Origin of the sequence: Micromonospora sp. NPDC049580 (assembly GCF_040675595.1) — a bacterium.
Classification (GTDB): domain Bacteria; phylum Actinomycetota; class Actinomycetes; order Mycobacteriales; family Micromonosporaceae; genus Micromonospora.
On sequence record NZ_JBFAPG010000008.1, the window covers coordinates 1 to 24,583 of the forward strand.

At 72.8% G+C, this 24,583-nt stretch carries 20 protein-coding genes; 9 read left to right on the forward strand and 11 right to left on the reverse strand.

The genetic code is table 11. The features are described from left to right. Positions 1-31: 31 nt before the first annotated feature. The gene (locus tag AB0J68_RS01545) at positions 32-1,528 is read right to left on the reverse strand and encodes an amino acid permease (RefSeq protein WP_354854471.1); all 1,497 of its coding nucleotides are present in this window, start codon (positions 1,526-1,528) and stop codon (positions 32-34) included. A gap of 318 nt (positions 1,529-1,846) precedes the next feature. Here AB0J68_RS01545 and AB0J68_RS01550 point away from each other — a divergent pair, with 318 nt between their 5' ends. Beyond that, positions 1,847-3,508, forward strand: a complete 1,662-nt coding sequence (locus tag AB0J68_RS01550) for a family 10 glycosylhydrolase (RefSeq protein ID WP_363935421.1) — start codon at positions 1,847-1,849, stop codon at positions 3,506-3,508. A 178-nt stretch (positions 3,509-3,686) separates the two neighbouring features. Continuing rightward, a complete protein-coding gene (locus AB0J68_RS01555) occupies positions 3,687-4,223 on the forward strand; it encodes a phospholipase (RefSeq protein WP_363935423.1) in 537 nt (178 codons plus the stop codon). A gap of 125 nt (positions 4,224-4,348) precedes the next feature. Here AB0J68_RS01555 and AB0J68_RS01560 read toward each other — a convergent pair whose 3' ends face one another. Both AB0J68_RS01560 and AB0J68_RS01565 read right to left on the reverse strand, forming a co-directional pair. Beyond that, the gene (locus AB0J68_RS01560; protein WP_354854476.1) at positions 4,349-7,192 is read right to left on the reverse strand and encodes an adenylate/guanylate cyclase domain-containing protein; all 2,844 of its coding nucleotides are present in this window, start codon (positions 7,190-7,192) and stop codon (positions 4,349-4,351) included. Between the two features lie 153 nt (positions 7,193-7,345). After that, on the reverse strand, positions 7,346-7,558 hold the full coding sequence (locus AB0J68_RS01565; protein ID WP_354854477.1) for a zinc ribbon domain-containing protein: 213 nt from the start codon (positions 7,556-7,558) through the stop codon (positions 7,346-7,348). A gap of 38 nt (positions 7,559-7,596) precedes the next feature. Here AB0J68_RS01565 and AB0J68_RS01570 point away from each other — a divergent pair, with 38 nt between their 5' ends. The 3 genes from AB0J68_RS01570 to AB0J68_RS01580 all read left to right on the forward strand — a co-directional run bounded on the left by AB0J68_RS01570 (position 7,597) and on the right by AB0J68_RS01580 (position 13,574). Beyond that, entirely contained in the window at positions 7,597-9,114 is a 1,518-nt protein-coding gene (locus tag AB0J68_RS01570; RefSeq protein WP_363935425.1) for a lytic murein transglycosylase, read from the forward strand. A 72-nt stretch (positions 9,115-9,186) separates the two neighbouring features. After that, entirely contained in the window at positions 9,187-10,203 is a 1,017-nt protein-coding gene (locus AB0J68_RS01575) for a GNAT family N-acetyltransferase (protein WP_354854567.1), read from the forward strand. Positions 10,204-10,295: 92 nt separating this feature from the next. Then, on the forward strand, positions 10,296-13,574 hold the full coding sequence (locus AB0J68_RS01580; protein ID WP_363935427.1) for a lamin tail domain-containing protein: 3,279 nt from the start codon (positions 10,296-10,298) through the stop codon (positions 13,572-13,574). Between the two features lie 57 nt (positions 13,575-13,631). Here the strand turns inward: AB0J68_RS01580 and AB0J68_RS01585 are convergent, their stop codons facing one another. Beyond that, positions 13,632-14,135 (reverse strand): helix-turn-helix transcriptional regulator, encoded by a 504-nt coding sequence (locus AB0J68_RS01585; protein WP_354854483.1) that lies wholly within the window; start codon positions 14,133-14,135, stop codon positions 13,632-13,634. A gap of 321 nt (positions 14,136-14,456) precedes the next feature. Then, positions 14,457-14,804 carry a MerR family transcriptional regulator gene (locus AB0J68_RS01590; RefSeq protein WP_354854485.1) on the reverse strand — a complete coding sequence of 116 codons (348 nt, stop codon included), beginning with the start codon at positions 14,802-14,804 and terminating at the stop codon, positions 14,457-14,459. Positions 14,805-14,861: 57 nt separating this feature from the next. Between AB0J68_RS01590 and AB0J68_RS01595 the strand changes: the two genes are divergently transcribed. Continuing rightward, positions 14,862-15,437, forward strand: a complete 576-nt coding sequence (locus AB0J68_RS01595; RefSeq protein ID WP_354854487.1) for an NAD(P)H-dependent oxidoreductase — start codon at positions 14,862-14,864, stop codon at positions 15,435-15,437. A 9-nt stretch (positions 15,438-15,446) separates the two neighbouring features. Then, complete coding sequence (locus AB0J68_RS01600; RefSeq protein ID WP_363935429.1) at positions 15,447-15,788, forward strand: MFS transporter; 342 nt, start codon at positions 15,447-15,449, stop codon at positions 15,786-15,788. Positions 15,789-15,860: 72 nt separating this feature from the next. On the opposite strand, the gene hemB is transcribed toward AB0J68_RS01600, so the two are convergent. From hemB to AB0J68_RS01625, 5 genes are read right to left on the reverse strand one after another with little or no spacing between them, the layout of a single operon-like run. Then, positions 15,861-16,844, reverse strand: a complete 984-nt coding sequence (hemB, locus tag AB0J68_RS01605) for a porphobilinogen synthase (RefSeq protein ID WP_354854490.1) — start codon at positions 16,842-16,844, stop codon at positions 15,861-15,863. A gap of 22 nt (positions 16,845-16,866) precedes the next feature. Further along, on the reverse strand, positions 16,867-18,447 hold the full coding sequence (locus tag AB0J68_RS01610; RefSeq protein ID WP_354854492.1) for a uroporphyrinogen-III synthase: 1,581 nt from the start codon (positions 18,445-18,447) through the stop codon (positions 16,867-16,869). Beyond that, positions 18,444-19,412: a hydroxymethylbilane synthase gene (gene hemC, locus AB0J68_RS01615; RefSeq protein WP_354854494.1), complete on the reverse strand. Its 969-nt coding sequence runs from the start codon at positions 19,410-19,412 to the stop codon at positions 18,444-18,446. The genes AB0J68_RS01610 and hemC overlap by 4 nt, the downstream gene beginning before the upstream one ends. Next, complete coding sequence (locus tag AB0J68_RS01620) at positions 19,409-20,785, reverse strand: glutamyl-tRNA reductase (protein WP_354854496.1); 1,377 nt, start codon at positions 20,783-20,785, stop codon at positions 19,409-19,411. Before AB0J68_RS01620 ends, hemC begins: the two co-directional genes overlap by 4 nt. Further along, the gene (locus AB0J68_RS01625; protein WP_234582375.1) at positions 20,782-21,552 is read right to left on the reverse strand and encodes a redox-sensing transcriptional repressor Rex; all 771 of its coding nucleotides are present in this window, start codon (positions 21,550-21,552) and stop codon (positions 20,782-20,784) included. The genes AB0J68_RS01620 and AB0J68_RS01625 overlap by 4 nt, the downstream gene beginning before the upstream one ends. Positions 21,553-21,937: 385 nt before the next feature. On the opposite strand from AB0J68_RS01625, the gene AB0J68_RS01630 reads away from it, so the two are divergent. Both AB0J68_RS01630 and AB0J68_RS01635 read left to right on the forward strand, forming a co-directional pair. After that, positions 21,938-23,233 carry a sensor histidine kinase gene (locus AB0J68_RS01630; protein ID WP_363935432.1) on the forward strand — a complete coding sequence of 432 codons (1,296 nt, stop codon included), beginning with the start codon at positions 21,938-21,940 and terminating at the stop codon, positions 23,231-23,233. 40 nt (positions 23,234-23,273) lie between these two features. Further along, positions 23,274-23,927: a response regulator transcription factor gene (locus AB0J68_RS01635; protein WP_354854500.1), complete on the forward strand. Its 654-nt coding sequence runs from the start codon at positions 23,274-23,276 to the stop codon at positions 23,925-23,927. On the opposite strand, the gene AB0J68_RS01640 is transcribed toward AB0J68_RS01635, so the two are convergent. Beyond that, positions 23,908-24,573, reverse strand: a complete 666-nt coding sequence (locus AB0J68_RS01640) for an HAD hydrolase-like protein (protein ID WP_354854501.1) — start codon at positions 24,571-24,573, stop codon at positions 23,908-23,910. The two genes, AB0J68_RS01635 and AB0J68_RS01640, sit on opposite strands and share 20 nt — an antisense overlap. Positions 24,574-24,583 lie beyond the last annotated feature (10 nt).

Below are 24,583 nucleotides of genomic sequence, written 5' to 3' on the forward strand. Positions count from 1 at the left end.
CCGGATCGGGGGCCCTTCCGGCGTTCGTGGGTCAGGCGCTCGGTTCGCGCGGCGCCGGGGCGACGGCGGGTTCGTGCCGGGCCAGCCGGTTGCGGCGGTAGCCGTAGCCGAAGTAGATGACCGCGCCGAGCAGCATCCAGGCCAGGAACCGCAGCCAGGTCTCCACCGACAGGTTGAGCATCAGGTAGAAGCAGGCCAGCGCCGAGACGACCGGCAGCACCGGGGAGAACGGCACCCGGAACGGCCGCTCCAGGTCGGGGCGCTTGCGGCGCAGGATCGGCACCGCGATCGAGACCAGCACGAACGCGCAGAGCGCGCCGATGCTGACCAGGTCGGCCAGGGCGGAGAGCGGCAGGAAGCCGGCCAGCAGCGCGACCGCCACCGTCATGATCGCCGAGATCCGGTACGGGGTGCCCCAGCGCGGGTGCACGGCCGCGATCGAGGGCGGGATCAGGCCGTCCCGGGCGATGGCGAAGCCGATCCGGCCCATCGCCACCAGGTCGACCAGGATGACGCTGGTCAGGCCGGCAACCGCGGCGATGGAGACGAGCGTCGCCGCCCAGCCGGCGCCCACCGACTCGAACGCCGAGGCGATCGGGGCGCCCCGGTCGATCTCGGTGTACGGCACCATGCCGACGAGCACCAGCGAGACGCCGATGTAGAGCACGGTGGAGATCAGCAGCGTGCCGAGCAGGCCCAGGGTGAGGTCCCGCTTGGGCTTGCGCGTCTCCTCGCCCAGGTTGGCGACGGCCTCGAAGCCGGTGTACGCGAAGAAGACCACCGCGGCGGCGCTGAGCACCCCCACGAAACCGAAGACCGACGGCTCCAACCCGAACAGCGCCTGCGTCACCGGCTGCTTGATGCCATCGTCGCCACTGCCGGCGGGCTCGGCCGGCGGGATGAATGGGGTGAGGTTGGCGGCCTTGACGAAGAACAGGCCAGCGACCACCACGAAGACGCAGATCGACACCTTGACCAGCACCAGCAGGTTGGTGATCCGGGCGGACTCCCGGATGCCGACGATCGCCACGATGCCGAGGATCAGCACGATGGCGATCGCGCCGATGTTGACCGTGCTGCCCTCCTCGCCGAACCACCGGGTCGGCAGGTCGAGCAGCTCGGCGAGGTAGCCCGACCAGCCGCGGGCCACCACCGCCGCGCCGAGCGCGAACTCCAGCAGCAGGTCCCACCCGATGATCCAGGCGACGATCTCGCCCATCGTGGCGTACGCGTAGGTGTAGGCGCTGCCGGCGGTCGGCACGCTGGAGGCCAGCTCGGCGTAGCAGAGGGCGGCGAGCAGGGCGACCACGCCGGCGATGGCGAAGGAGATCACCACGCCCGGACCGGCGCTGTCGCGGGCCTCGATCCCGGTGAGCGTGAAGATGCCCGTGCCGATCACGATGCCGATGCCGAAGCCGGTGAGGTCGATCGCGCCGAGCCGCCGCTTGAGCCCCAGTCGGCCGTCGGTGCCGTCGGCGTCGCCCTGGGCTATGACGTCCTTGATTGGTTTGGTTCGCAGCACGGACATGCGCTCACCCCTCCCCGCCGTGCGGCCACCACCGTGGCGGCCGGCGATGGGGGTTGCTACCCACCCCGGATCCCGGCCAACCGCCACGGATCATGCCGATCAGGTCACGACGCGGCGTGCGGTCCCGATCACTACCCGCAATCGGGCGCTCGGCGCGAATCGTCCGATCCGGTGACCGGGGAATCGATCAGGCCCGGCCCCTTGCGGGACCGTGCCGAGTGTGAAAATTTCCTACCAGCGGCACATTGCCCACGGCGAATCTTGCCGGGACGCCGCGAGTACCCCTGACACGGGAGCCCCAACGAAGGGACACACCGCATGAAGGCACCTCGACTCGGAGCGGCCGGGCTGGTCGCAGCCCTGCTCGGCACGCTGGTCGCCGCCACCCCCGCCCACCCCGCGAGCGCCGCGACCGATGCCGCCACCACCACCACCTGCGTCACCGACCCGGCCACGCCGAAACGACAGTTCCGGGCGATGTGGATCTCGTCGGTGGTCAACATCGACTGGCCCAGCAAGGCGTCCCAGACCAGCCCGGACCGGGTCGCCGCCCAGCAGGCCGAGTACCGCGCACTGCTCGACCTCGCCGAACGGCTGCACCACAACGCCGTCGTGGTGCAGGTCCGACCGACCGCCGACGCGCTCTGGCCCTCGCCGTACGAGCCGTGGTCGGAGTACCTGACCGGCGTACGCGGCCAGGACCCGGGCTGGGACCCGCTGGCCTTTCTGGTCGACGAGTCGCACAAGCGCAACCTGGAGTTCCACGCCTGGTTCAACCCGTACCGCGTCTCCATGCCGGCCCCCGGCGGCGCCGGCGCCGACCTCAACCTGCTCGCCCCCGGCCACCCGGCCCGGGCGCACCCCGACTGGACCTTCGCCTACCCACCGGCCGGCGTTGCCGGCAGCCGGCTCTACTACAACCCCGGCATTCCCGAGGTCCGCGAGTTCGTCCAGACCGCGATGATGGACGCGGTCAAGCGGTACGACATCGACGGCGTGCACTTCGACGACTACTTCTACCCCTACCCCAGCGGCACCTACCAGGTGCCCGACGATGCCGCCTTCGCGGCGTTCAACCGGGGCTTCACGGACCGGGCCGACTGGCGGCGGGACAACATCAACCTGCTGATCCAGGAGATGAACGGCAAGATCAAGGCGGCGAAGCCGTGGGTGAAGTTCGGCGTCAGCCCGTTCGGCATCTGGCGCAACAAGAGCGCCGACCCGCTCGGCTCGGACACCACCGGCAGCCAGTCGTACGACATCATCTCCGCCGACACCCGCAAGTGGGTCAAGCAGGAGTGGATCGACTACGTGGTGCCGCAGCTCTACTGGTACATCGGCCAGTACCCGGCGGCCGACTACGCGCGGCTGGTCCCGTGGTGGGCCGAGACCGTGCGCGGCACCCGTGTCCAGCTCTACATCGGCCAGGCCGACTACAAGAGCGGCGATCCGGCGTACGGGCCGTACTGGCAGAACCCGCGTGAGCTGTCCGACCACCTGACGCTCAACCGGTCGTACCCCGAGGTGCAGGGCAACGTGCACTTCTCGGCCGTCCAGGTGCGGGCCAACCGGCTCGGCGCCACCGACATCTACGCGGCCGAGCACTACTCCCGCCCAGCCCTCGTGCCGGCCATGCCGCACCTGCCGTCGAAGCCGTTGCTCCTCCCGGTGGTCACCAGGGTCGCCCGGGAGGCCGACGGGGTGCGGCTGACCTGGCGCCAGCCCGCCGACGGCGTGGGCCCGCTGGGCACGGCCACCTCGTACGCGATCTACCGGTTCGACGGCACCACGCTGCCCGGGCGGTGCGCCACGGCGGACGCCACGCACCTGGTCGACACCGTCCGGGCCACCGCCGGCGGCACCCAGTCCTGGGTGGACACGTCGGCCGAGCCCGGCCGGCGCTACACCTACCGGGTGACCGCGCTGGACCGTACCGCCAACGAGAGCCCGGCCAGCCCGCCGGCGTTCCTGCTGCACTGACCCGTTCCGCGGAATGCCCCGGGTGCCTCGCGCACCCAGGGCATTCGTCTGTTTGAACGTATGTCACCAATAGTTGGCGGCGCACATACCGCCCAGTTGATCAGCTGATCGACACTCATCGACATCCGGTAACCCGCCGGTAACTTCCGTCCCACCGCTCACCCCGCGGAGGTAAACCGTGCCCCGACGTCTCGCCACCCTGTTCGCCTCGGGCGCGCTAGCGCTGCTCGCCACCCTCGCCGTCGCCTCCCCCGCCGCCGCCGTCACCCCCGCGGAGCGACTGTCCGTGCTGTCGAGCTGGACCCAGACCAGCGCGTCCAGCTACAACTCCTGGAACAGCGCCCGCGTCAACCGGGCCCCCTGGGCCGAGTACAACTTCGACTGGTCCACCGACTACTGCTCGTCCAGCCCGGACAACCCGCTCGGGTTCACCTTCAACCTGAGCTGCTACCGACACGACTTCGGCTACCGCAACTACAAGGCGGTCGGCCAGTTCTCCGCCAACAAGTCCCGCCTGGACAGCGCCTTCTACGAGGACCTGAAGCGGGTCTGCGCCACGTACAACTCGGTCGTCCGCCCGGCCTGCTACAGCCTGGCCTGGACGTACTACCAGGCGGTCCACATCTTCGGCTCGGTGGCCGCCGTCCAGCAGGCCGACATCGACCGAGCCGCCCGCATGAAGGCCCAAGCCGAAGCCAAGGCCACAACCCACTAACCCCACCCCCAACCCCCACCCCCAACCCCCACCCCCACCCCACACCCCCCGTCGCGGTGATCATGAAGTTATTGCCCGTCCGCCCGGCGTGTCGCGGCAATAACTTCATGATCAACAAAGGAGGGTCAGGCGCGTTCCGTTCGGGTTGCGGGGTGGCGGTTGGGGTCGGCGGGGCGCGGGGGCGGCGCGTGTTGGGACAGGTCGGTGCTGAATCGGGTCGAATCCGCTGCCAGGTCCGGGTGTTCCACGTCGAGCGCCAGTGCCACGGCCTCGTCCAGGCCCATCTCGGCACCCTCCCCGTACGCGTCGTCGAACGCGGCGTCACCCGCCATCGACCGCAGCTCCGCCTGCTGGTCGGCCCAGTAGCCGCCGTAGATACCCGGCGTCGCTCGCATGCTCGCCCGGGTGGCCTGGGCCGCCCCGAACAGCCGCGCGGCCGTCAACCGGTCTCCACCGAGAGCGCAGCGCACCGCGATCGCGTTCAGCGTGTCGCAGGCCCGGCCGTGGTAGCCGTGACCCATCCGTGAGCGCAGCGCCACCAGCAGGTGCTCGTGCGCGGCGATCACGTCGCCCCGGGCCAGCGCGACCATCCCGAGCAGCATGTCCACCGAACGCCGGCCCCGCTCGACCGGCCGGGCGGCCTCCACCGGACGCGCCGCTCCCAGCAGCTCCGCCGCCTCCTCCAGCGCGCCGCGCCGCCACAGCAGCTCGGCCAGGCTGAACACCGCGAACAGCGCCTCGCCGACCACGTCCTGCCCGTGGGCCCAGTCGATGACCTCCCGACAGACCCGCTCGGCCTCGAAGAACTGGCCCATGTCCACCAACGGCGCGGCCCTGCCGGCGAGCACCCGGGCCAGCAGCCCGGCGTCGCCGGCCTGTCGGGCGGCTGCCTCCGCCCGCTGCGAGTAGCGCAGCTCCTCGGCGAACTCGCCGTCGGCGCCGGCATGCAGCGAGTGCATGTGGTACGCCGCCGCCAGCTCCGCGTCCGGGATCCGCTCGCCGGTCTCGGCGATCCGTCCGTACAGCCGGAACAGCCAGAGTCGACCCTCCCGGGCCAGCCCGCGCTCGCGCCACCACTGGTCCAGCCCACCGGCCAAGCGGAGACCGGCACGGGCGCTGCCGCCGGTGGCGCACCAGCGCAGCGCGGCGCGCAGCTCGTCGGCCAGCGGGTCGAGGGTGTAGAGCGACAACGTCACCGGCCGGCCGTCCGGCCCCAGGTGGGCCCGCTCCAGCGCGTGCGCCGACCAGGCCACGTGCCGGTCCCGGGCAGCCTGCTCCTCACCCGCCTCGGCCAACCGCCGTGCCGCGTACGCCCGAATCGGGTCGAGCATCCGGTACGAACTGCCGGCGGCGCGCGGCTCGGCCAACACCATCGACTTGTCCACCAGCACCGACAGTGGATCCAGCGGATCGTCGCCCAGCAGCCACTCCACAGTCGGCAGATCCACCGGCCCCGCGAAGACCGCCAGCCAGCGCAGCAGCCGCGCGGCCCGCGGCCCCAACGTGCGGTACGACCACGTGACGGTCGCCTGCATGGTCAGGTGCCGTTCGGTGGCCGAGCGCTGCACGGCCCTGCTCGCCGGGGTCGGCGGCGGTGTCCCGATCGCCGCGGCCACCAGGTCCACGGTGTCCTGCTGGTTGCCGGACCAGCCCCGCTCGACCGGCGGTGGATCCGGATCCTCCCGGCCGGCGTCCAGCGTGCCGAGGACGTCGTCCAACCGCTCGGCCAGCTGACCCACGGAGAGCACCCGCAGCCGGGCGGCCGCCAACTCGATGGCGAGGGGCAGCCCGTCCAGCCGCTGCACCACCCGGCGCAGGTCGGCCGACTCGGACGGGTCGGGCCGCCGACCGCCGCGGGCCGCCGCCGTACGGTCCAGCAGCAGCGCGACCGCGTCGCTCTCCGCGCCGTCCGGGCGGGGATCGACCGAGAGCGGCGGGATCCGCCAGACCACCTCGCCGGGCAGGCTGAACGACTCGCGGCTGGTCGCCAGCACCCGCACGCCACCCCCGCCGGAGAGCAGCCGCGAAATGACCTCGCCGCAGGCCGCCGGTTGCGTGTCGCAGGTGTCCAGCACGACCAGCATCCGGCGGGCGGCCGCGTACTCGACGAGGGTGTCCAGCATCGGACGGCCCGGCTCGGGCCGCAGCCCGAGCACCGCGGCGATGGCGAACGCCACCAACCCCGGGTCGGTCACCGCGGCGATGTCGACGAACCAGACCCCGTCCGGGTACGCCTCGACGACGCCACCGGCCAACTCCACGGCGAGCCGGGTCTTCCCCGCGCCGCCCGCGCCCAGCACGGTGACCAGTCGGTGCCGCTCCACCAACCGGCCCAGCTCGGCCCGCTCGACCTCCCGCCCGACGAACGAGGTCACCTGGGTCGGTAGGTTGTGCGCCACCGCGTCGGCGGTGCGGGGGCGGGGGAACTGCCGCTCCAGGCCGGGCGCGACCAGTTGGAACAACCGCTCCCGGTCGTCGAAGCCACGCAGCCGGTGCAGGCCCAGGTCCAGCAGGGTGGCGCCCGGGGGCAGCGGATCGGCCCGGCGGGCGGTGGACGCCGAACAGAGCACCTGTCCGCCGTGCGCGGCCGCGGCCACCCGGGCGGCCCGATGCACCTCGGGGCTCGCGTACTCCCCGTCGCGGGGCTCGGCGTACCCGGTGTGCAAGCCCATCCGCACCCGGGGCGCGGCCTCCTCGGTGGGCCAGTCGTGGCTCGCCAACGCCCGCTGGGCGGTCAGGCAGGCGGTCAGCGCCGCCGCCGCGTCGTCGAAGGCCAGGAAGAACGAGTCGCCCTCGGTCAGCAGCTCCGCGCCACCGGTGGCGGCCAGGGTGCGACGCAGCAACCGGCGGTGCTCGGCGAGCACCGGGCGGTAGTCCGCGCCGAGCAGTTGGGCCAGCCGGGTCGAGCCCTCGATGTCGGTGAACACGAAGGTCACCCAACCGCTCGGGAGCTGGATCCGTGGCGACATGCGTGGAACCTCCGCCCGTGACGTCGGGTTCATGCTGCCTGACTCCGAGCGGTCACGCATCGTGAGAACGGCCGGGCACGTGCCGCCTCAAGGTGCCACTCGAACCCGCTCCCGGCAAGGCCAGCCCACCGGCCGGTCACCGGAACGCCCGGCTCAGCAGCCGCAGGCACCCCCGCAGCAGCCACCGCCACCAGCGGGAGCTTGCGCGCCACCAGCGCCCCGACCGGTGACCGACACCGCCGAGAGCAGCTTGACCGTGTCGACATGGCCCTGCGGGCAGGTGGCCGGCGCGCCGGCCTCCGCCATCGGACGGTTGACCTCGAAAGTGTCGCCGCAGGCGCGGCAGCGGAACTCGTACCGGGGCATGGCGATCAGGGTACGTGGGCCTGACGGTCGCCGGGGACATGAGTGATACTCGACGGGTGGTGGACGGCGAGGACAAGACGCGTGTGCAACCGCTTCGGCCGGCCGCGCCGCTGGACGGGCCGCTGGCCGAGTCGGGCGCCGCGCCGGATCCGGTGCCCGCGGCCGTGCCCCGCCCCCGCCGGCCCTGGCTCAGCATCCGCACGACCGACGCGAAGGCGAAAACCCCCGCGACGCCCGTGACCGCACCCCTACCCCCGAGCGTCGATGCCGCGACCGGTGACCAGCTGGGGGACACCGCCACCGGCGACATCACCGCGGCGAAGCCCACTTCGGACACCACCGCCCCGCCGACCGCCCCAACCGCCGACGACGCCCCAGCCGCCGACGTCCCAGCCCCAGCCGCCGACGACGCCCCAACCGCCGACACCGACACCGACGCCGCCAACGCCGACAGCGCCAACGCGAAGACCGACGGCGCGAAGGCCGACGACGGGGCAGTCACGGTCGCGGCGGGCGCCACCGCCACCGACCTGACGGCGACCAAGGTGGACGGTGTCGCAGTGGTGCCGACGCCCGAGCGCGGCCGCCGGCGGCGGGTGCCGTTTGCGCACGCCGTACGGGTGCCACCGCCACGTCAGGCCGCGGTGACCGCCGCCCGGGCGACCCGCGACTGGGCCCGCCGGCCCAGCGGTCGACTCACGGTCCCGGGGGTCTTCCTGCTGGTCCTGGTGGCCGCGACCGCCGCGGCGGGGGCGTTGCTCGTCCCGGCCACGATCCGTGGGTCCCGACCGGTGGCGGTCGACGTCACTGCCGCGCCGACCGTGGCCGTGCCGCCGGCGGTGCCGCTCGACCCGCGGCCCACCGGCCCACTGCCCACCGGCCCTCTGCCCACCGGGCCGATGCCGACCGCACCGCTGCCCACCGGAGCGTTCCCGAGCGGCGGCATGCCGACCGGGCCGGCCGTCGGTCCGACGACCGGCGGCCGTCCGTCGGACTCCCTGGCCGCCTGGGCGCAGCAGGTCGGGGCCAAGGTCAACATTCCCGCGACCGCGATGCAGGCGTACGGGTACGCCGAGCTGATGCTCGCCCAGACCAACCGCAGCTGCGCGTTGAGCTGGACGACGTTGGCCGCGATCGGCCAGGTCGAGTCCGGCCACGGCTCGGCCAACGGCGCGCGGTTGGGGACGGACGGCAAGGCGCTGCCCCAGATCATCGGGCTGCCGCTGGACGGGAACGGCGGCCGGATGCGGATCATCGACACCGACCGTGGGTTGCTCGACAAGGACAGCACCTACGACCGGGCGATCGGGCCGATGCAGTTCATCCCGACCACGTGGCAGGAGATCGGCGCGGACGCCGACGCCGACGGCGTGAAGGACCCTCACGACCTGGACGACGCCGCCCTGGCGGCCGGCAACTACCTGTGCAAGGGCGGCCGCAACCTGAGCATCCCGGGCGACTGGTGGAACGCGATCCTGTCGTACAACGACGTGCGGCGGTACGCCCAGGCCGTCTATAACACCGCTGACCGGTACGGACGGGCCAGCCGTACGTGATGTGATCGTCCGCGTACATTGGAGGACTGGACACTTCCCCCGAGCAGCCGTTAGCGGCAAGCTAGACGGGTGATGGTGCGCGAGTGGGACCCCAGGACCGCGTCGTCCGCCGAGATCGCGTCGCTGCTGACAACGCTGAACGCGGTGCTGGCGGCCGATCTGCCGCAGGACCCGCCGTGGCGGGAGACCTCCCTGCGGGAGTATCTCGGCGAGGTGATGCCCGGTGAGCGACGGATCTCCTGGCTCGCCCAGGCCGAACCGAGCGCTCCCGGCGAGACCGGCGCCGTCCTCGGGCAGGTCCACGTGCTGCTCCTCGGCGACATCGGGGTGCTCGAGGTGCTGGTGCATCCCTCCGTACGACGCAACGGCCTCGGCCGTGAGCTGGTGCTACGCGCCGCCCGCCGCGTCTACCAGGAGGGTTTCCAGTCGATCGGGGTCGAGGTGGTCGGCGACACGCCGGCGGTGGGCTTCTACGAGTCGCTCGGCTTCACCCGGGAGTACGTGGAGACGCGCAGCGTGCTCGACCTGACCTCGGTGGACTGGGCCGAGCTGGCCGAGATGGCCATCGGGATCGGCGCGGGCTACCACCTGGAGTTCTACCCCGGTGGGCCACCGGACGACCTGATCGAGTCGTACGCGCGGGCCAAGGCCGAGGTGCGCGACGTCGACGACGGCGAGTTGCGTCCCAGCTCGTATGACCCGGAGCGGCTGCGGGACAGCCTGGACACCCTGCACCGGCGGGGCATGAAGCCGTACATCGTCCTGGCCCAGCACGAGCAGAGTGGCGAGGTGGCCGGCCTGACCGAGGTCGTGGTGCCGGCGCAGCACCCGACCCGCGCCGATCAGTACGACACGATCGTCGCGCAGGACCACCGGGGTTACGGCATCGACCGGGCGATCAAGGCGCGGATGCTGCTGGAGCTGCGCTCCGCCGAGCCGGAGCTGGCCGAGGTGCAGACCTGGAACGCCCAGGCCAACGAGGCGATGCTCAAGGTCAACGCGGAGCTGGGCTACCGGCCCGACCGGGACTGGTGCGAATACAGCGTCGACGTCGCCGAGCTGGTGCACCGCCTCGACCAGCCGCGCTGAGGAATTCACGAAACTGTCCGGTGGGGGATGGACGATGGACGGTTACGCACCTTAACGTGCGTTGACCCCCATCCACCCATCGTGGAGGCCCTATGCGCCCGCGCCGCACGACAGCCGCGCTCGCGATCGCCACCGCCGCAGTGACCGTCACGGCCCTCGGCGTCACACCCACCGCGGCCAGCGCCGCGCCTACCGACCTGTTCATCTCGGAGTACGTCGAAGGCTCGTCGAACAACAAGGCGATCGAGCTGTTCAACGGCACCGGCACCGCCGTGGACCTCACCGCGGGCGGCTACCAGCTCCAGCTCTACTTCAACGGCTCCACCACCCCGACCACCATCGCGCTGGCCGGGAACGTCGCTGCCGGGGACGTGTTCGTGTTCGCCAGCGCCTCGGCCGGGGCGGCCATCCTCGCCCAGGCCGACCAGACCACCGGGGCGAGCCTGTTCAACGGCGACGACGCGATAGTGCTGCGCCGGGGCACCACGGTGCTCGACTCGATCGGCCAGGTGGGCGTCGACCCGGGCACCGAGTGGGGCGCCGGCGCGACCAGCACGGCGGACAACACACTGCGCCGGCTGCCCACGGTGACGGCGGGCGACACCGACCCGTCGGACGCGTTCGACCCCGCCGCACAGTGGACCGGTCTGCCGGTCGACACCTTCGACGGGCTCGGCTCGCACACCGTGGACGGCGGTGGTCCGGTCGACGCGCCGGCCACGCTGACCTGTGGTGGGCCGCTGGTCACCGCCGCCGGAACGGCCGCGAGCCGCGAGGTGACCGCCGCCGACCCCGACGACACGATCGTCGACCTGGCGGTGACCGCGATCAGCCCGAGCCCGACCTCCGGCTCGATCACCCGTACCGCATTCACCCCGGCCGACGGGGTGGGCGGCACCGCCCGCGCCACGATCAGCGCGAGCGCCGACCTCACCGCCGGGGCGTACACCGTCACCGTGACCACGACCGACGCGGGCGGTGGCACCGCCACCTGCGCGCTGGCCGTGCAGGTCACCCGGGAGCTGACCGTCGGCGAGGTGCAGGGTCCGACCACCGACACCGAGTCCGGCCCCGCCGACCGGTCACCGCTCGCACCGGCGAGCGGCAACGGCACGAGCAGCACGATGTACGACGTCCGTGGCGTGATCACCCAGTTGACGCTTGCCCGTACGGCGGCCGGTGCGGAGCAGAACGGGTTCTTCCTGCAGAGCCGCAGTGGTGACACCGACGGTGACCCGACCAGCTCCGACGGCATCTTCGTGTTCATGGGCACGTTCACCTCGCTGATCGGCGGCTACGTGCCGACGGTCGGCGACGAGGTGGTGCTCCGGGCCCGGGTGTCGGAGTACTACAACCTCACCCAGCTCTCCGGCGCGTCGCTGGTCCGCCGGATCGCCACCGGACTGGACGTGGACACCACGGTCACGGTGACCGACGCGGTGCCGCCGGTCGAGCTGACCGACGCGCAGCGCTGGTGGGAGCGGCACGAGGGCGCCCGGCTGCGCGTACGCGCGGGCAGCGGCGCGGTGAGCGGTCGCGACGTCTTCTCCTCCACGGCGGACGCGGAGCTGTGGGTCGTCGACCGGGACGACCCGCTGCTCGACCGCGCCGACCCGTACGCCCGGCGGGTCTTCCGGGACTCCCACCCGCTGGACAATGACCCGAGCCGGCGCTTCGACGACGGCAACGGTCAGCGCGTGCTGCTCGGCAGCATGGGTGTGAAGGGCACCGCCGGGGACAGCACGGCGCTGCTCCCGCCGGCGCACACCTTCGACACGCTGCGCGCGGACGCGGTGGGCGGCGTCTACTACTCGTTCGAGAAGTACGGCGTGCAGGTCGAGCGGGCCGAGTTCGACGCCGGGGCCGACCCGTCGAAGAACAACCCGCCGAAGCCGGCCGACCGTTCCCAGGAGGTCGCGGTCGCCACGTACAACGTGGAGAACCTGTACGACTACCGCGACGACCCGTTCGACGGCTGCGACTTCGCCGGTAACGCCGGCTGCCCGGGCGTCGCCCCGCCGTTCGACTACGTGCCGAGCAGCGAGGCGGACTACCGGGAGCATCTGACGTCGCTCGCCGACCAGATCGTCAAGGACCTGCACGCGCCCGATCTGATCCTGGTGCAGGAGGCCGAGGACCAGGACATCTGCACGGTCTCCGGGGCGGCGCTGGCCTGCGGCGACACCAACAACGCCGACGGCGCTCCGGACAGCATCCAGGAGTTGGCGCTCGCGGTGGCGGCGGCCGGCGGGCCGGCGTACGCCGCCACCTATGACCGGACCGGCGCGGACGCCCGCGGTATCACCGCCGCGTTCCTGTACCGCACCGACCGGCTGTCGTTGGCGGCCGCGACGGCGAACGACCCGCTGCTCGGCTCGGCGCCGACCGTCCAGTACCGGGCCCCCGGACTGCCCGGCAACGCCGACGTGCAGAACCCGAAGGCCCTCAACGCGGTGCTGCCGCCCGATGTGGACACGTCGACCGGGAAGGACGGCAACAACGTCTTCACCCGGGCACCCCAGCTGGGCAAGTTCACGGTGGCCGCGGCGCCCGGCGCGGCCGAGCGGTTCACCCTGTACGCGCTGAGCAACCACTACTCCTCCGGCCCGGACAGCCGGATCGGGCAGCGGCGGGAGCAGGCGGCGTACGGCGCGGCGATCGTCACCGCGATCGAGGCGGCTGATCAGAGCGCCCGGGTGGTCTACGGCGGGGACCTGAACGTCTTCCCCCGCCCGGACGACCCCATCGCCACCGGCGCTCAGCCGACGCCGTCGGACCAACTCGCCCCGCTCTACGAGGCCGGCCTGCACAACCTGTGGGACACCCTCGTCGCGCAGGTGCCGGCATCGGCCTACTCGTACAGCTTCGAGGGGCAGGCGCAGACGCTGGACCACCTGTTCGTCAACGACGCGCTCTACGGTGACCTGGTGCAGGTGCGGGCGGCGCACGTCAACGCCGACTGGCCGGCGGAGTTCACGGGTGACGGGTCGCGGGGCTCCAGCGACCACGACCCGCAGGTGGCCCGTTTCCGGTCCCGGGCGTCGTTGACCGTCACCGACACGTCTGTGGTCGAGGGCGACCAGGGCACCCGTCAGCTCACCTTCACGGCGACCGTGTCCCGACCGTTGTCCCAGCCGGTGCTGCTCTGCGCCGCGACCGTCGGCCTCACGGCGCAGGCCGGTTCGGACTTCGAGCCGTACGCCGGCTGCAAGGTGCTGGCCGCCGGTGACACCTCGGTGGCTTTCCCGGTCACCGTGCGGGGTGACCGGCGGCGCGAGTCGGACGAGAAGTTGACCCTGCTGGTGGCCGGGGTGCCCGGCCTGCGGCTGGCCGACCCCCTGGCGACCGGAACGATCACCAACGACGACTGAACGACGGCGCTGACGGCCCACCGTCCGGTTTCCCCGGAGGGTGGGCCGTTCGCGGTGTCAGTAGTATTCGTCGATGATCGGGGGCGGTGGCAGGTGCCGATACTGCGCGACCCGCACCTCCCACTGGCTGCGTCGGCGCCGCGCCTCGCGGTCCGCCGAGCTGCGGTGGTAGGTCTCCGGCGGCCGTGCCAGGCCGTAGATGTCCCCCCACCACTCCCCCGGCTCAGGATCGAGGATCGTATCGAGGTGGGCGGGGTAGCGGCGTCCGGCGCCGTCGTGAACGTCGTCGCGGTCGGCCATCGGTCGAATCACCCGGCCCTCCTGGTCCACCACCACCAGATAGAGCCCGGCCGCGCCGAGTAGGCGCTCCAGCACCGCCAGACTCGGTGTCAGACTGCCGGCCTCGACCTTGCCCACGGTCGACGGTGAGACCTTGGCGAAGCGGGCCATCTGGCGTTGACCCAAACCCTTCATCCGACGGGCCCGCCGGACCAGGCCGGTGATGGGAAACCGCCCGACGGTCGGGCCGGGTGGCGGAGGAGGAACGAGTGCGGAAGCCATCCGACAACCATTCTCGGCCGAGACCCGCCTCTCAACCCCTGTGGATAACCCTGTGGAAAGCTGGCCGGCTCAGGGACTCGCCGCACCCCCCACGCATCCTTTGCTCTGCTTCAACGGAGGCGACAGTGTGAGGCTCTTAGTGTTGCCTCCGCTGAAGCAGAGCAAAGGGCGTCAAGGTGGCCCTTGGGCCTTGGGCCTTGGGCCCATGCCGGTGAGCTGCTCGCCGCCGTCGTCCGGATGGCCGTGGTTGACCAGCCGGGGCACCTGCCCTGATCGTCAGGGCGCGCGGGCGACGATCAGCGGACCGCGGACCGGTCGAGGTCACAGCTCGCAGAGGCGGCGACCGGAGCCGATGTCGTCCAGTGCCGCGTGCAGGTCGCGGATGCGCCGCTCGGCCTCGGCGGTCAGCCGATCGTGCAGACTCTGCCAGTCGGCCAGCTGGGGGTCGGGTGGCAGGGCCGCGAGCAGGTCACGGATCTCGTTGACGGTCAGGCCGACGCGCTGGGCCACCCGCGCCACCCTGATCCGGCAGGCCGCGTCGGCGTCGAAGCGCCGCTGGTTGCCGCCGGTACGGGCAGCCGTGATCAGGCCCTGCCGCTCGTAGAACCGCACCGCGGAGCCGCTGACCCCGCTCTCCCGGGCCACCTCGCCGACCGTCAACGTGCCCATCGCCACTCCCCCGCCGCCATTGACTTCACCATTAGTTCAAGTCCTAGCGTCCGAGGCATGACTACGCAAGAGGACACCGCACCGCCGACCGTCGCCGTGCTCGTCGGGAGCGTCCGGCAACCTCGGGTGGGCCGCTCGATCGCCGACTGGTTCGTCGCCCACGGGAGCCGCCGCCGGGACCTCGACCTGGACCTCGTCGACCTCGCCGAGGTGGCGCTGCCATTCGCCGACACCCCTCCCGGAGGCAATTCGGCCAGCCCGATCAGTGCCCGGTTGGCCGCCGCCGACGCGTTCGTGGTGGTGACACCCGAGTACAACCACAGCTTCCCGGCCGCCCTGAAGAACGCCATCGACTGGCACTACCGGGAGTGGGCCCGCAAGCCGGTGGCCTTCGTGTCGTACGGCGCCGGTTCCGGCGGCATCCGCGCGGTCGAGCAGCTCCGGCTGGTCTTCGCCGAGGTGCAGGCCGCCACGACCCGCTCCGGGGTGGTGCTCCGGGCTCCCTGGGAGCGACTCGACGTCGCCGGTCGGCTGGTCGACGACGAGCCGCTGCGGCAGGCCGCCGACGCCACGCTGAGCGAGCTGGCCTGGTGGGCCGAGGCGCTGCGCACCGCCCGCCGGGTCCGGCCCTGAGCCGACGACATGGACGCCTCCGCGCGACGGCTCGGCTGGTACCTGACCCTGGGTGCTCTGCTCGCGGTGATCGACACCACCGTCACCGTGGTGGCCCTGCCGAGGCTGGTCGACGACCTCGACACCAACCTCACCACGATCGGCTGGGTCACCAGCGGCTATGCGCTCGCCCTGGTCGCGGTGATGCCCACCGCCGCCTGGGCGATCGGCCGCTTCGGCGCCCGCCGCACCTACCTGACCGCGCTGCTGCTGTTCACGGTCGGCTCGGTGTTGGCCGGGGCCGCCTGGAGCGTCGGGTCGCTGATCGCGTTCCGGCTGCTCCAGGGGCTCGGTTGGCGCTCGCCTGGCTGACCAGCCGGCGACTTCCGGCCGCCGTCGCGGGCGCCGACGAGGTGGCCACCCCGGCGGGACCCGCGGAGTCGGTCAGTAGCGCTGGCGGAGCAGACCGGCGGCTTCGACCGCCCAGTAGGTGAGGATGATCTGCGCGCCGGCCCGCTTGATCGAGGTGAGCGTCTCCAGCATGACCCGCTCCCGGTCGATCCAACCGTTCGCGGCAGCCGCCTCGACCATCGCGTACTCCCCGGAGACCTGGTAGGCGGCGACCGGGACGTCCACCGCGGCCCGCACCGCCGACACCACGTCGAGGTAGGGCAGCGCCGGCTTGACCATCACCAGGTCGGCGCCCTCGGCGACGTCGAGCGCCACCTCGCGCAGCGACTCGCGCAGATTGGCCGGATCCTGCTGGTAGGCGCGTCGGTCGCCCTCCAGCGCCGACTCCACCGCCTCCCGGAACGGGCCGAAGAACGCCGAAGCGTACTTCACCGCGTACGCCAGCACCGCCACATCCTGGTGGCCGGCGGCGTCGAGCGCCCGGCGGACCACGCCGACCTGGCCGTCCATCATCCCGGACGGCCCGACCATGTGGACCCCGGCTTCGGCCTGGGCGACCGCCATCTCGGCGTACGCGGCCAGGGTGGCGTCATTGTCCACCGCACCGTCCGCGGTGAGCACGCCGCAGTGCCCGTGTGAGGTGAACTCGTCCAGGCACAGGTCGCTCATCACGACCGTGCTGTCACCCACCTCGGACACCACGTCGCGGATGGCGACGTTCAGGATGCCGTTCGGGTCGATGCCGCCGGACCCGGTCGGGTCACGCCGCTCGGGCACCCCGAAGAGCATGATCCCGCCGACGCCGGCCTGGACCGCCTCGGTGGCCGCCTTGCGCAGGGAGTCCCGGGAGTGCTGGAGCACCCCCGGGAGCGACCCGATGGCCCGGGGCTCGGTCAGCCCTTCCTTGACGAACATCGGCACGACCAGCTCGGCCGGGTCGACCCGGGTCTCGGACACCAGCCGACGGATCGCCGGGGAGCGGCGCAGGCGGCGGGGCCGGATCTCGGGGTACGACATGGGAGGGCCCTCCTGAAGACGACTACCGGAAGCGGAGGGCGGTCGGCCCCTGCACCTTCGAGCCACGGCGCTGCTTGGCCGGCATGGCGGCCAGCTTCTCGCGCAGCTCGACGGCGTAGGCGGCGAGCGCCTCCACCAGGTCGGGCACCGAGGCGTGCGGTGGCTGGACGTCGACCCGAAGGCCGAACTCCGTCGCGGTCTCCGCCGTCTTGGGCCCAATCACGGCAACAACGGTCCGCGCGTGCGGCTTCCCGGCGATGCCGACCAGGTTCCGCACAGTGGAAGAAGACGTGAAGAGGACCGCGTCGAACCCGCCCGACTTGATCGCGTCCCGGATCTCGGCGGGCGGCGGCGCGGCCCGCACCGTCCGGTACGCGGTCACGTCGTCGACCTCCCAGCCGCGCTCGGTGAGCCCGGCGGCGAGCGTCTCGGTGGCGATGTCGGCGCGCGGCAGCAGCACCCGGCCGACCGGGTCGAGGATCTCGTCGTGCGGCGAGAACTCGGCCAGCAGCCCCTCGGAGGACTGCTCCCCGGCGGGGATCAGCTCCGGCTGGATGCCGAACGCGCGGACCGCGTCCGCGGTCGCCTCGCCGATGCAGGCGATCTTGACGCCGCCGAAGTGCCGGGCGTCCAGACCGTGCTCGGCGAACTTCTCCCAGACCGCGCGGACCGCATTCACCGAAGTGAAGATCACCCAGGCGTACCGGCCGTCGACCAGGCCCTTGACGGCCCGCTCCATCTGCGCCGGGGTGCGCGGCGGCTCGACCGCGATGGTCGGCACCTCGCACGGGATCGCCCCGTACGCCCGCAGCCGGGCGCTCATCGCGCCGGCCTGCTCCTTGGTGCGGGGCACCAGCACCTTCCAGCCGTACAGCGGGCGGTTCTCCCACCAGCTCATCTTGTCGCGCTGGCCCACACCCGCGCCGACGGTGAGCACCACCCGGCCGGTGAAGCCGAGCGCGGCGGCCACGAAGCTGTCCACGGTCGACGTGGTCGTGTACTGGGTCTCGCCGGTGCCGTCGCCGGTCACCCCGACACCGGTGGTGCCGTCGACCCCGGCGGCCAGCAGGCCGTCCCGGACGGCGGCGAGGTCGCCGGCGTCCACCGCGAGCGCGAGCGAACCCCGGCCGACGGCCGCGGCCAGCGCCTCGAAGTCCAGCGTACTGACGTCCTCGACGTCGGCGGCGGTACGCACACCCGGCAGCGGGACCCCCGCGTAGGTGGCGACGCCCTCGGCCTGGCCGACGCCCGGCACCACCTCGAAGTGGGCGGCGGTGCGGGCCACCGCCTGCACCTCCTTGACCACCGAGTCGTGGCCGAACGGGTCACCGGCAACCAGGTGCACCGCGTTCAGCCCGGACCGGGCCGCGGAGATCAGCACCTTCGCCACGTCCCCCGGCGCGCCTTCGGCCGGGGTGAACTCGGCGTCGTCTCTGGCCTCGGCGCGGACGACGGCGAGCAGCGACTCGGGGACTCCCCGGTCGTAGATCACCTGGTCGGCGTCGACCAGGGCGTCGTGCGCCCGACGGGTCAGCAGGCCCGGGTCACCGGGGCCAGCCCCGACGAACGCGATACGGCCGACGGGCTTACGGGTGCGGGTCATTCTGTGCTCCCAAATTGCTGGGTCCCCGGGCCGGTGTGTCCTTCGTGGCCGAGGATCGAGTCGGCGCCGAGTTCGAGGAGTTCGGCGGCGAGTGCCTTACCGATCTCCGCCGCGTCGGCGGGCGTTCCGGTGCGGGACAGCCGGAGGTCACGAGTGCCGTCCGGGCTGATCACCGCCCCGCGCAGGTAGATCTCATCGCCGGTCTCGCCTTCGGCGAGTTCGGCATAGGCGGCGACGGGTGCGCTGCACCCGGCCTCCAGGGTTGCCAGCAACGCGCGCTCCGCGGTGACCGCGGCGCGCGACGGTGCGTGGTCGAGCGTCCCGAGCAGCTCGACCAGCTCCTGGTCGTCGACCCGGCACTCCACGGCCAGCGCGCCCTGGGCGGGCGCGGGCAGCATGAGCATCGGGTCGAGCGTCTCGGTGATCGCGTCGGTCCGGCCGATCCGGGCCAGTCCGGCCCGGGCCAGCACGACCGCGTCGAGGTCGGCCTCGGGGCCGAGCACCCGCGCCAGGCGGGTGTCGATGTTGCCGCGGATCGGGGTGACCTCCAGTTGCAGCCCGAGAGCGTGCAGCTGGGCGATGCGGCGCAGCGCGCCGGTGCCCACGGTGGCGCCGGGCGGCAGCTCGGCGAGCGTCCGCCCGCCCTGGGCGATCAGCGCGTCGCGCGGGTCCTGTCGGGCCGGCACGGCCGCGATGTGCAGCCCGGCGGCACCGGCCGTGGGCAGATCCTTGTAGGAGTGCACGGCGAAGTCGATCGTCCGGGCGGTCAGCGCGTCACGCAGCGCGGAGACGAACACCCCGACGCCGAGCCGGTGCACCGGCGCGCTGGAGCGATCGCCGGCGGTGACCACCTCGACCAGCTCGACCGGGCGGCCGGTGGCGACGGTCAACGCCTCGGCGACCTGGCCGGACTGGGCCAGCGCCAGAGCGCTGCCCCGGGTGCCGAGGCGCAGGGGGGCGGTCATCGCGCACCTCCGGTGGGCGGGATCTGCTCGGTGGCGTCGGCGCCGGTCACCGGGTAGTTGGCGGGAGTCAGCACGTCGGGGACGGTGTCCACCGGCGAGGTCTGCGGCACCTGGAGGTCGAACAGCTCGCGCAGCAGCGCCGCGTACTGGTCGCCACCGGGCTCGGCCGCCAGTTGGCGGACCTTGACGGTGGGCTGGTGCAGCAGTCGCTGCACCACGCGGTGCACCGTACGGGCCACCTCGGCCCGCAGGTCGTCGCCGAGGTCGGGGCGGCGCTGGGCCAGACGACGCAGCTCGGCGGTGACGACGTCGTCGGCGCGACCGCGCAGCGCCGCCACGGTGGGCGCCACGTCGGCGCCGCGCAGCCAGGTGAGGAAGCTCTCCACCTCGCCGAGCACGATCCGCTCGACGGCGGCGGCGTCCGCCGCGGCCGGGCCGTCGGCGAGCAGCGCCGCCATCCGGTCGATGTCGATCACCTCGACGCCGGGCAGGTCGGCGACGCCCTCCTCGACGTCGCGGGGGACGGCCAGGTCGAGCAGGACCAGCGGACCCCGCGCGGGGCCCCGCTCGGCGAGCGCGGCGCTGACCACCGCCCGGGTGAGGACCGGTTCAGTCGACGCGGTGGCGGCCACTACGATGTCCACTGTGGAGAGCGTGGCGGCCAGCTCGGTCATCGGCGCGGCGTCCGCCCCGTACGACTCGGCGAGCCGGACGGCCCGGTCGGCGCCCCGGTTGGTGACCGTGAGCGGCCCGGCGCCCTGCCGGGACAGCGTGGCCACCCCGAGCGACCCCATCGCGCCGGCCCCGATCACCAGGGCCGGGTGGCCGGCGAGGCTGCCGTCGAGGTGCCCGGCGGCCAGCTCCAGAGCAGCGGTGACCACGCTCTGGCCGGCCCGGTCGATGCCGGTCTCGGCGTGCGCCCGCTTGCCGACGCGCAGCGCCTGCTGCATCAGCTCGTGCAGCAGGCGGCCGGCCGAGTCGGCGCCGGTGGCCCAGTGGTACGCGTCACGCAGCTGGCCGAGAATCTGCGCCTCGCCCACGACCATCGAGTCCAGCCCGGTGGCGACCCGGAAGACGTGGTCCACGGCGGCGGTGTCGTAGTGCACGTAGAGGTGGCTGGCGAGCGCCGCCGGCGAGCTGCCGGCCTGCTCGGCCAGGACGGCGCAGATGTCGCCGAGCCCGCCGTGGAATCCGGACACGGCGGCGTAGACCTCCACCCGGTTGCAGGTGGAGACGAGCACCGCCTCGCTCACGTACGGCTGGGCGACCAGGCGGTCCAGGGTGCGGGTGAGGTCGGCGGGGGGCACGGCCAGCTGCTCCAGCGTGGCGACCGGGGCGGTCCGGTAGGACGCGCCGACGACGAGCAGTTTCACGTGCCGATCGCCTCCTGGGTGTCGGTGGCCGCGAGCCCGCCGGGCAGGGCCGTGAGAGCGGACCCGCCGGTGGCGGGCAGCGCGGTCAGCGACGCCTTGCGGTGCTCGTGGAAGGACAGAATCTGCAGCTCGATGGCGAGGTCGACCTTGCGCACGTCGACCCCCTCCGGAACAGAGAGTACGCACGGCGCGAAGTTGAGGATGCTCGTCACGCCGACCGCGACCAGCTGATCGGCGACCCGCTGGGCCGCGGCGGCCGGGGTGGCGATCACGCCGATCGCGATGGATTCCTCCGTGGCGACCGCCGGCAGCTCGTCGACATGCCGGACAACCAGGCCGTTGATCTCCTCGCCGACCCGGGAGGGATCGGCGTCGAGCAGTGCGGCGATCCGGAAGCCCCGGCTGGCGAAGCCGTCGTAGCCGGCCAGAGCGTGACCGAGATTACCCACGCCGACCAGGGCGACCGCGCGACGCTGAGTGAGCCCGAGCACGTACTCGATCTGCTCGATCAGCAACGCGACGTCGTAGCCGACGCCCCGGGTGCCGTACGAGCCGAGGTGGGAGAGGTCCTTGCGGAGCTTGGCGGAGTTCACCCCGGCGGCGGCCGAGAGGCCCTCGCTGGAGATCGTCTCGTGCCCGGCGTCGGCGAGGTTGTGCAGCGCGCGCAGGTATTCCGGGAGCCGAGCGACGGTCGCCTCGGGAAGGTCCGGGAGCGCCGGTACGGCACCGGCGCGGCCGGGCGCACCTGGGTGACGGTGCTGACTCATGAGACTCCGTGCGGTGCGATCCTCGGCCAACTCCGCTGGTCGGCCGCTTATGGACTCCCGCTGGCGACCGAGGTTGCCGGCTGTGCTAGCAGGGCGCGTCGGAACTAGAGAGTAGGCGCTTGTGAAGACGTGCACAAATCGCGATCTTGTCGCTCCGGGACGCGACCCCACCAGCACCTCCATTCCACAAGATCGATTGACCGGCCCTGCGCGCCCGCCACCTGGGCGATTATTGCTCAATCCCGACTTCTCTGACCAATCCCGCGTCGGCCGGTCCCGACGGCGGTAGGGCCCCTGGTCACGGGCGACGGTAGGGACAGCACTACGAGGGAGAGGCGGGGCTTCGGGATGGGGACACCGAGCCCAGGTGCCTAGCCTTTGGGCTATGACCGCCGTTGCCGCCAGCGACCATCCGACGCTGGCACCGAGCATCCCCCGCCAGCTCTTCGTCGACTCCGGGTACGTGCTGCTCGGCCTCCCGCTGGCGGTGGCCAGCTTCGTCGTCCTCCTCGCGGGCCTCGTGGCCGGCGTCGGCCTGGTGGTCACCGTGATCGGCCTGCCGATCCTCAGCGGCACCCTGTACGCGGCCCGAGGGCTGGCCGACATCGAGCGGCTGCGGCTGCCCGCCGTGCTGCGGCAACCCCGGATCCGCCCGCACTACCGACTGCCCGAGGCGGGCGCGAACGCCTGGCGGCGGATCTTCCTGCCGATGCGCGACGCCCAGTCCTGGCTCGATCTGGCGCACGGCATCCTGCGGGTGATCGTGGCGCTGGTCACCTTCGTGCTGACGCTTGCCTGGTGGATCGCCGCGGCTGCCGGCTCCCTCTACTGGGTGTACGACTGGGCGCTGCCGCGCGGCGAGGGCGACGGCGACCTGGCCCAGCTGCTCGGCCTGGGCGAGTCGACCACGGCCCGGATCGGGGTGACCACCGCGATCGGGGTGTTCTTCCTGATCACGCTGCCGATCGTGGTCCGGGGCTGCGCGCTGCTCCAGGCCAGCTTCGCCAAGGCCCTGCTGACCGGGGTGGCCGAGATGCGGGACCGGATCACCGTGCTGGAGGAGCAGAAGCGGGCCGCCGTGTCCGCCGAGGCGTCCGCGCTGCGCCGGCTCGAACGCGACATCCACGACGGCCCCCAGCAGCGCCTGGTCCGGCTCGCGATGGACCTCAGCCGGGCCCGGATGCAGCTCGCCTCCGACCCGGAGGCCGCCGGCCGGACGATCGACGAGGCGGTGACCCAGACCCGGGAGACGCTGGCCGAGCTGCGGGCGCTGTCCCGGGGCATCGCCCCGCCGATCCTGGTCGACCGGGGGCTGCCCAGCGCCCTGGCCGCGCTCGCCGGCCGCGGGCTCATCCCCATCGAGCTCCAGGTGGACCGGCAGCTCGGCACGCCGGGCGGCCGGCTCGATCCGGCGGTGGAGAACACCGCGTACTTCGTGGTGGCCGAGGCGTTGACCAACATCGCCAAGCACAGTCGGGCCACCGAGGCCGTGGTCGCCGTGGCCCGCCACGAAGCCCAGCTCCAGGTGCGGGTGGGCGACGACGGGCAGGGTGGCGCCCACCTCGCCAAGGGCCACGGGCTGGCCGGCATCGCCGACCGGGTCCGGGCGGCCGGCGGGGAGCTGGCCGTGGTGAGCCCGAGCGGCGGGCCCACCGAGATCCGTGCGGAACTTCCGCTGTGAACCAACGAGAGCCGGGCCGGACGTGGTAGACACCACAGCCATGCGCATCGTGATCGCGGACGACGCCGTCCTGCTCCGGGAGGGGCTGGTGCGGCTGCTGACCGAGAGCGGGCACCAGGTGGTGGCCGCCGTCGGGGACGGTGACGCGCTGGTCGAGGCGGTGGTGGAGCACCGGCCGGACGTGTCGATCGTCGACGTCCGGATGCCGCCGTCGCACACCGACGAGGGGCTGCGGGCCGCGGTGGAGGCGCGGCGGCTGGTGCCGCGTACGCCGATCCTGGTGCTCTCCCAGTACGTCGAGGTCTCGTACGCCGATGATCTGCTGGCCACCACCGGCGGCGCCGGCGGTGGCATCGGCTACCTGCTCAAGGACCGGGTGGCCGCGATCGACGAGTTCCTGGACGCGCTGCGTCGGGTGGCCGGCGGCGGCACGGTGCTCGACCCGGACGTGGTCGGCCAGCTCTTCGCCCGACGCCGCCGCGACGACCCGTTGCGCGAGTTGACCCCGCGCGAGCGGGAGGTGCTCGCCCTGATGGCCGAGGGCCGGTCGAACACGGCCATCGCCCGCGCCCTGGTGGTCAGCGACGGCGCGGTGGAGAAGCACGTGCGCAACATCTTCACCAAGCTCACGCTCCCGCCGGACACCGAGCAGCACCGGCGGGTGCTGGCCGTCCTCACCTACCTGCGGAACTGACCTCCCGGGCGGCCAGGGCCACCGCGTCGGTGAGGGTGTCGGCGACCGGGTGGCCGGAGGCGCGCAGCCGGGCCGGGTCGGTGAAGCCGCCGGTGTAGAGCACCGCCCGGCCGCCCACCGCGAGGGCCGCGTCCGCGTCGTCGATGGAGTCGCCGATCAGCACCACCGCGCTGCCGTCCACGCCCAGCTCGGCCAGGTGCCGCCGGAGCGACTCGGCCTTGCGGTCGCCGCCGACCGTGGCCCGCAGGCCGTCGACGCGGGTGAAGTGGCCGGTCAGCCCGTAGGTGTGCACGGTGGGCACCAGCTCCTCGTGGAACCACATGGACAGCAGGCTCTGGCTGCCCTCCCAGGCGGCCATCGCGGACTGGGCGTCGGCAGCCAGCTCGCAGGTCGTCAGGCCGCTGCGGTACGCGTCGTGGAAGATCCGGTCGAGGCGGCCGAACGCGTCGTCGTCGACGGCCTGACCGAGCACCTCGGCGTAGTAGTCGGCGATCGGCCGGCGGAACCGCGTCCGGTGCTCGTCGAGGGTGACCGTCGGCCCGCCCACGCTGGCGAACGCGGCGTTGGTGGCGGCCACCACCAGGCTGAGGTCGTTGAGCAGGGTGCCGTTCCAGTCCCAGACCAGGTGGGGTTGCGCAGGGGTCATCAGAGCACCA